At 77.6% G+C, this 576-nt stretch carries 1 protein-coding gene; it reads left to right on the top strand.

Annotated features, from left to right (window positions below; genetic code table 11):
* Positions 1-576, top strand: a 576-nt coding sequence (locus ABD308_RS20965) for an ROK family protein (RefSeq protein WP_344337469.1), incomplete at both ends; no start/stop codon positions are given.

Here is a 576-nt window from a genome sequence, read left to right as displayed (position 1 = left end):
GCCGGGGCGAGGAGCACATGGTGATGCTGACCCTCGGCACCGGCATCGGCGGCGCCGTCGTCCGCGACGGCTTCGTGGACCGGGGCAAGTACGGGCTGGCCGGCGAGTTCGGGCACATGCAGGTGGTGCCCGGCGGCCACCGCTGCCCGTGCGGCAACCGCGGCTGCTGGGAGCAGTACTCCTCCGGCAACGCGCTGGTGCGCGACGCCCGCGAGCTGGTCGCCGAGGAGTCCCCGGTGGTCCAGCCGCTGCTGGCCCGGGCCGGCGGCACCGTCGAGGGCATCACCGGCCCGCTGGTCACCGAGGCCGCCCGGGCCGGCGACCCGACCGCCACCGAGCTGCTCTACGAGGTCGGCACCTGGCTCGGCGTCGGCATCGCCAACCTGGCCGCCGCCCTCGACCCGGGCCGCTTCGTCATCGGCGGCGGCGTCTCCGAGGCCGGCGACCTGCTCCTCGGCCCGGCCCGCGACACCTTCCGCCGCACCCTCACCGGCCGGGGCTTCCGCCCCGAGGCGGCCATCGTGCACGCCGCCCTCGGCAACGAGGCCGGCCTGGTCGGCGCCGCCGACCTCGCCC

It is taken from the genome of Kitasatospora putterlickiae (assembly GCF_039527695.1).
Lineage (GTDB): Bacteria > Actinomycetota > Actinomycetes > Streptomycetales > Streptomycetaceae > Kitasatospora > Kitasatospora putterlickiae.
Note: the sequence above shows the minus strand (reverse complement) of the source record. Positions and strands in the feature narration are given on the sequence as shown.